The 6,702-nt window shown below is 36.5% G+C and carries 7 protein-coding genes and 1 pseudogene; 2 read left to right on the top strand and 6 right to left on the bottom strand.

Annotated elements, in window-relative coordinates; translation table 11 throughout:
- Window positions 1-353: 353 nt before the first annotated feature.
- From UB32_RS00835 to UB32_RS00825, 3 genes are all read right to left on the bottom strand, one after another.
- Window positions 354-653 carry a hypothetical protein gene (locus tag UB32_RS00835; protein ID WP_128721460.1) on the bottom strand — a complete coding sequence of 100 codons (300 nt, stop codon included), beginning with the start codon at window positions 651-653 and terminating at the stop codon, window positions 354-356.
- A 96-nt stretch (window positions 654-749) separates the two neighbouring features.
- Window positions 750-1,676, bottom strand: coding sequence for a recombinase family protein (locus tag UB32_RS00830; RefSeq protein WP_128721459.1), 927 nt, complete (start codon window positions 1,674-1,676; stop codon window positions 750-752).
- A 196-nt stretch (window positions 1,677-1,872) separates the two neighbouring features.
- Window positions 1,873-2,334, bottom strand: a complete 462-nt coding sequence (locus tag UB32_RS00825) for a hypothetical protein (protein WP_044390423.1) — start codon at window positions 2,332-2,334, stop codon at window positions 1,873-1,875.
- 241 nt (window positions 2,335-2,575) lie between these two features.
- Here UB32_RS00825 and UB32_RS00820 point away from each other — a divergent pair, with 241 nt between their 5' ends.
- Window positions 2,576-3,700, top strand: a complete 1,125-nt coding sequence (locus UB32_RS00820) for a P63C domain-containing protein (protein WP_052806900.1) — start codon at window positions 2,576-2,578, stop codon at window positions 3,698-3,700.
- 126 nt (window positions 3,701-3,826) lie between these two features.
- On the opposite strand, the gene UB32_RS00815 is transcribed toward UB32_RS00820, so the two are convergent.
- Both UB32_RS00815 and UB32_RS00810 read right to left on the bottom strand, forming a co-directional pair.
- On the bottom strand, window positions 3,827-4,774 hold the full coding sequence (locus UB32_RS00815) for a restriction endonuclease (RefSeq protein ID WP_044390422.1): 948 nt from the start codon (window positions 4,772-4,774) through the stop codon (window positions 3,827-3,829).
- A 68-nt stretch (window positions 4,775-4,842) separates the two neighbouring features.
- The gene (locus UB32_RS00810; RefSeq protein ID WP_044390420.1) at window positions 4,843-5,505 is read right to left on the bottom strand and encodes a restriction endonuclease; all 663 of its coding nucleotides are present in this window, start codon (window positions 5,503-5,505) and stop codon (window positions 4,843-4,845) included.
- A 122-nt stretch (window positions 5,506-5,627) separates the two neighbouring features.
- Here UB32_RS00810 and UB32_RS00805 point away from each other — a divergent pair, with 122 nt between their 5' ends.
- Complete coding sequence (locus UB32_RS00805) at window positions 5,628-6,206, top strand: NERD domain-containing protein (protein ID WP_052806899.1); 579 nt, start codon at window positions 5,628-5,630, stop codon at window positions 6,204-6,206.
- Here the strand turns inward: UB32_RS00805 and UB32_RS19175 are convergent.
- Window positions 6,140-6,391 (bottom strand): annotated as a pseudogene (locus UB32_RS19175) (NAD-dependent epimerase/dehydratase family protein); the annotation flags it as partial. The gene UB32_RS00805 and the pseudogene UB32_RS19175 overlap by 67 nt on opposite strands.
- Window positions 6,392-6,702 lie beyond the last annotated feature (311 nt).

The raw sequence follows: 6,702 nt of genomic DNA, 5'->3' as shown, positions 1-6,702 counted from the left end.
CCCGATCACAAAAAATCCGCCAAGACACATAGCCCAGGCGGATTTTTGTTTATTCATTCTCACACAACCCAAGCGACTCGACACCCACACCCCATCCACCTTGTATGTAACCACCCAACCATACTAGTTGTAAAAAAATGGTGGGACAAGGTACCTGTCCCTGTGTCCCTCCTCTTTCTTGTTGTTTCGAACATGGTATTCTTTCAGAAAGTGAGTTTAGGAAGCTTATCATCAAACTTTTCAATGAATGCACATGTAGGCTTTCTGAAAAACTGAAAAAACAAGTTTATGAACAATATCCCTTTATTTAAGTCAGGCTTTCAATTATACGAAAACCTGACTTTTTTATTACTTTACTTTGCTTTGCTTCTCTTTCTTCTCGGTCGTTTCACCTTTAATTTATAAGCTAGTTTATTTTCAAGATAACACTCCCACTCAATTCCTGTGGAGAGTTTATAGACAATCCGACCATCGGGATGAATGGTCCCACTTTCTACAAGCCGTTCAAAGATATCCGCTCTGAAAGCAATGCGGTGCTTCAGTGGATCAAACTCTGGTATGTCCTCTAGCTCATTCATAAGCCACTCTAATTCAGTTCGGTACTTTGCCGCTTGTTCTTGTCGTTCCTCAAAAGCATCAAGTTGATGTTTCAACTGCACGATTTCATTCGTTAAGGCTTCAACCTGCTTTGTATCTTGTCCAGCTTGATTCAGCTCTTCATCTACCGCTTCGTATAATTCCTGGTTGAGTTACTCCATCATTATTTCTATTTCTTCGATCTCGCTATGTTCTTTATTAGTTAGGTCTGTTCTTTCCGATACAGCTTCTGCTTCAAGTTGAGGGAGATCATTTGATTTCATTTCTAGCAAAGCACTCATAAAGTTATGCTCCACATATTCTTCACGAAAACTCGGGGAAGTGCATGTACCGGAAAAGTTCTTACCATTGGCGACCCTACATCTCCAATAACGTCGGGCTTTCTTCTTGTTTGCATCCTTTTGTCTATCGTAATTTTCGTACTGACTGATAATCCCTCCACACTCACCGCACCGAAAAGTCTGGCGAAATGGCTGTGGAGCGTTGACTGAGGGACGAGTTGCTTTAGGTGGGTTCAACTTTCGGATGGTTTGGACCTTATCCCAATCTTCCGGTGTAATAATCGCTGGATGGTTATCCTCAATATAATATTGGGGCAGTTCCCCTTTGTTAACCACTTGTTTTCTCGTAAATGGATCCTTCACATACGTTTGCTGATACAGTACGCAGCCTTTGTAAACGGGTGATGCTAACATTTTCCCTACCGTGTTTGGGTGCCAATATTTATTTCCATTGGCAGTTTCAATATCATCCTCACTTAACTCGCGTGCAATCTGTACGATACTTTTCCCTGCTGCATAGGAATCATACATTCGTTTTACCACAGCCGCTTGTTTTGGCTCAATACACCAATTTTTATGTTCATCAGCAGTATATCCATACGGGAATCGGCTTGGCCTTACGACCCCTATTTCCGCTAACTTTTGCTTCCCCCATTGGCTACTGATTCCCACATTTAATGCTTCTTCTTGAGCCATACTGCTAAGAACCGTTAACATTAAATCGCTATCTTTATCGGCTGTATGAATATTCTCGCGTTCAAAGTGTACGTAGACTGGTGGATTCAGCGACTTCAACATCCTCACATAATAAAGGGCCGCCGTGGAGACGAATAGATAAAAAAATAATTTATTAATTTAGCAAAAAAAGCCCACCTCCGAAATGGTGATGAGCTTAATAAAGACAAGTTTCTTCTATATAAAATAGAAACATTGATACCCCGCTTATGGTCATTACCGTATCCAGTAGCTTATGAATTATGAAACTACCCTACGGTTAGTTAAAAAACCTAGACAGTAATGGTTTATAAACTTTGCAAAATTGGATACTGATTGTACCATCTTCAGTTCTTCCCTCTACTTCAAATTGGAAATCCGAACCTAGTTCTTTTTTAAACTTTTTGTAAAGACGAGAAGTCTCCAAGAAACTAGTATCATTGAGTTCCCTTTTTATATTATGAAAATCAAAATCAACAAGCAGATAGTTTTCTTCTTTGTCGTTAATTACTTCGATATATTTTTCATGGTCTACTTCTTCTAAGGAAGAGCGTAATTTGTAGTTACATCTAAAAGATGGTAAGTAACTTTCATTTAATGATGCTTTAACTTTTCTTTTAATCGTTTCAGGTGGATTAATTTTAAAGAAACATTCAATGAACTGGTTTTTCAAGTGTTCCCTTTTTATTTCCTCCTCTCTTCTTTTATTCTTATGGAACCTTTCAATATCTTTAAAAACCATATATCTCCCTCCTTCATAATTACTTATGTTGTTTGACAAATCGGTATTCGTCTAAAGAATAAAATCGGTCGACTTCATTGTATTTATTCGCTTTCTTTTACGATCTTCCCCTTCACCTTCAATTTCTCCAATATTTAGTTATATTGTTCAGCTTCACCCCATAAGATGGAAATACAGTCAGGGTCCAGCTTTTTCAACTTAATAATAAAAAGTCGGACCACAAAAAGGGGGCCATTTCAAAATGGATGTGCAGAACTACAACTTAGTCAATCGATGCTTAAAAATGCCACATGCAAAAATGGTAGGTTACTTCAAAATCAATAAGGAAGTCATATACTGTGCATTAGGTGAGAACGAAAAAGTTTATTTTGATACACAGCAAAAGGAACTCGTTGAAAAGTATATTACAGCGATAGATAAGGATAGTTTTATTGAAATGCCTAGAGCGGTTGTTAATGATTCAGAATTCTGGATTGGTGAGACAAAGTTGGTATGTAGTGTTTTAAATGATGGGAGAAGGGTTATTAAAGATACGAGTCTCTTTCCAGCACTAGACCGTAGCAGAAAAGGAGAAAAAAGAATTGATGGTTTCCCTGCAATAATAGGTTCAAAGGCTTTAGCCAAATTATTTAACAAACAATACCCAAACCAGGTCAATATTATTAGTCCATTTGACGTTGCACAATTTAACGGGAAAACAGGAAAGTGGTATGACGCAAACGTCCTCCCAATTATTTGTGACCTATACATGGAAGCAGAAAAAGAGAACCTGATTACTCCTAGCCAAGAGCATGTGCTTAAAAAAGCAAAAATCTTGCTAAGGTCTTTGGCAAAAGTCGGAATAACTGCACTTATTGATGAGGCAACTAATTACCAAGAAGTACGTGGAAAAGATGAACTACAATTTTTACTAGAAAAATTCATATCTAACGAATTACGCCCATACTCTGCTGAATTCCCGCATGAATATTTCGAGCAATTATTTAGACTATATGGTTTACCCTATGATCCGACAACAAACAGAAGACCTAGGTATTTTGCACAATTTAATATTAAATACGTTTATGAATTATTGCCACCAACTGTTTGGGAAAAACTTGACGAAATGAACCCGGTCATAAGAATTGATGGAACAAGCCGTTATTATCGTAAGTATCGTATTCATCAATACTTAACTGAAGATAAAGGTCTTCGCTTTTTAAGAGAGCATTTACAAGCCTTAATACCAGTTATGAAACTATCAAAAGACATAGATAATTTTAGAGCAAACTTCCACGCTGTATTTGCTGACAAAATTAAATCTATAAAACGGATGAAAGAAGAACAAGAGTACCAACTATCATTTTCTAAAAATCAAGATGACTAACTTACCTAAGCTATACTCTTTTTAAAACAACCCACCAAGTAGCTGTATAAAAACCTATACTTCAACTCAGTGGGTTGCTTAATCATCCCTATTCCTATAATCATTTCATTAGCGATAATAAATTAATTATCCTCTGCTATATCCATGTCTAAAATTATTTATATATGGAGTATAATATTCCTTTCCATGAGGATCATATCCATCATTACCATAGCCTTGAACAAAGTATGCCTTTACATCCCATGTTAATGAGGCACCTCCTCCATCTACTTCAACCATATATGGCAGCAAATCATCTCTAAAAGCAGTCTCTATTTCATCCTTTAGTTCCTTTAATTCAAAAGGATTTTCTGGTGCATCTTTTATATCTCCTAAAAAGTCTACAAATGCTAAATAATTTGTATATTTATCATCATAATAAATAGCTCTTAACTGTAAATCTATTTTGTTTACCTCTAAATCTAATTCTTGATATACCTCTTGTAGATAATCATAAATTTCACTAATATAAGTCACAGTTTTAAAATGCATACTTAACCTAGAGGACAAGTAGAGAAATCCCCTTTTATAATGGGCAGTCCAAAAAGATGGGAAATGTGTATTATAGATTTTCCATCCAACATTATTAGAACTTTGAGGAAAAAACTGATTTATTAAAGAAAAATTACACGGTTTTAGTAATCTATCCTCTAATTTAACATCATCCCAATAGTCAATCACAATATTCCAATTTGACTGTAATTCTTTGTAAGTCGTTAACAATCCAGTAGTAAGAGGGGTGGTGCAAACTAATAAATATCCATCCGCTTTAGCACTTTTACAATCTGTTACTAAAGATTGGGACTCCTCCCTGCCAACACTTTTTCCCGAATAAGCTTTATGTTTACACTGAACTAACCAAGTCCTCTCAAAATTACTCAAAGGACCTTGTACTTTTTCGATAACCAATAGATCCCGACCACCATCAGGACCTTTCCCAGTCCAATGGGTCTCGTATCCTTCTCGAACAAATATTTCACGAACTAATCGTTCTAAATCAGTACCATCCATTGAAAGTTCTTTGAAATCTAACAAAAAACCACCTCCACCAGCTGATGAGTTATTTTAAAGGTAAGGAATCGCTATAAAAACCGCTAATTCTTTCATACAACCTTTTTCTGTTCTAGTTCCTGCCATTTTTCAATTTTACTCTTTACCCAATTTATATCATGGCATTCCATTTTATAGTTATCTGCCTCTCTCAGAGCATCCTTTGTATAACCTGAAGTTGTAATAAATCTTGAAAGCACACATTTATGATTGCGCTTAGCCGAATTAAATTCCCTTATTTGTGTAACTGTTATTTGATTACCTGAGTTCATATAATGTTTAATCTGAATTGCTTCGTCGGCTTTATGATGTCGATTATAAATGATCAAATCTACACCACCGTCAGCACCTTCACCTGTTTCCCTCGGTTTATATCCCCTAGCTTTATAGTAAAGAAAACATAACCTCTCAAACTCACGCCAAGATAAATCTTCTAACCTACTTAGTATTATATCTTGATCTGACCGTAGCCGATTAGGCGATATATGAGTTGTTTCCTTTTTCTTGAGTTGCTTTTTCCTTGTGGTTTTCTTTTTTGCTTTTATATCTGGAAGAATCGAATATATCACTTCTTCTATTAAAACCGTAGAAAACACTATACCAAAAAGCCAATAAATACTATTACTCTTAAATACTATCCAGTAAAAGTATAATCCTATTAAAAGGAAGACTACCGCAATCCCATTTGAGATAGTTCTTCTATCTTTTTTTGTCATTCAGCTCACCTACTTCTCCATTATCCTATTCTCTACTATTCTATAACATCGACAGCGGGGTGTGGTTAATTTTTCCACAAAAAGTTACAATAGTGATATATCAAACTAGCAAGGAGAAGATCATGTTATTATTTCTTAACTTTTTAAAGAAGAAAAAGGAAAAGGCCAAACCTAAACAAGAGAAGGCAACATCATCAAAAACAAATAATAAGAATGAACATGTTGCAACTAGAAAAGGTGAAATAGGAGAATACAAAATTGATATTCAACTTGACCAGCTACCAAAGGGATGTCGCTACTTAAGTGATCTCCTCGTAAAAAACTCGAAAGCAAAGTCAGGATATTCACAAATTGACCATGTGGTTTTAACTCCATACGGTATCTTTGCCATTGAAACTAAAAACTATCAAGGGACCATCTATGGCGGGAAAGATCGGAAAACATGGTTGGTTAACGGAAAGTTTAAAATGATGAACCCTTTTGTACAAAACTACGGGCATATAAAAGCATTAACATCATTTATTGATAAAAAGTACCATGACTTATTTATCTCCATGGTATCTTTTACAAAACGCTGCACATTTAAAGTAGACTTAGATTTCCGTAAAATAGCATCCAATGAAATTATAGTATATGACATCGAGTTGTCAGAGTTTATCCATCGGAAGGCTGAAGTACCTCTACCGGTTCCCAGGTTATAGATGTTAACACCTTTTTCTAAGTTTTCTTTCTATAGCCTTCACATGGCCTTTTGCAAGATCGAACACATGGATGTAGTCACGGACGCCTGCCCCGTCTATTGTATCATAGTCATTTCCAAATACACTTAATTTTCTAACTGCCCTTTTGCTACCTTTGTCACGAAAGGCATCAGATTGTTTGGGATACACACCCCATGCCTCCACGCCCCTTGTATGTAACCACCACACCATACCAGTTGTAAAAAATGGTGGGACAAGGTACCTGTCCCTGTGTCCCTTCCCGATCACAAAAAATCCGCCAAGACACATTGCCAGGCGGATTTTTATTTATTCATTCTCACACTACCCAACCACCCGACACCCACACCCATGCCCCTTGAATCTAACCACCACATCTGTGTATTGCCATTAGAAAGTGCCACTAATGCCAAATTTCAGTGCCACCAATGACAAAATAGAGTGCCGCATTAGACAATTATGGGAGACGTCTTTTCCT

Source organism: Mesobacillus subterraneus (assembly GCF_000934845.1).
GTDB classification, from domain to species: Bacteria; Bacillota; Bacilli; order Bacillales; family Cytobacillaceae; genus Mesobacillus; species Mesobacillus stamsii.
Note: the sequence above shows the minus strand (reverse complement) of the source record. Positions and strands in the feature narration are given on the sequence as shown.

Coding starts and splice junctions, on each gene's coding strand:
- UB32_RS00825 (WP_044390423.1), bottom strand. CDS start 2,334: ATGGTTTTTAAAGATATTGAAAGGTTCCATAAGAATAAAAGAAGAGAG.
- UB32_RS00820 (WP_052806900.1), top strand. CDS start 2,576: ATGGATGTGCAGAACTACAACTTAGTCAATCGATGCTTAAAAATGCCA.
- UB32_RS00810 (WP_044390420.1), bottom strand. CDS start 5,505: ATGACAAAAAAAGATAGAAGAACTATCTCAAATGGGATTGCGGTAGTC.
- UB32_RS00830 (WP_128721459.1), bottom strand. CDS start 1,676: ATGTTGAAGTCGCTGAATCCACCAGTCTACGTACACTTTGAACGCGAG.
- UB32_RS00805 (WP_052806899.1), top strand. CDS start 5,628: ATGTTATTATTTCTTAACTTTTTAAAGAAGAAAAAGGAAAAGGCCAAA.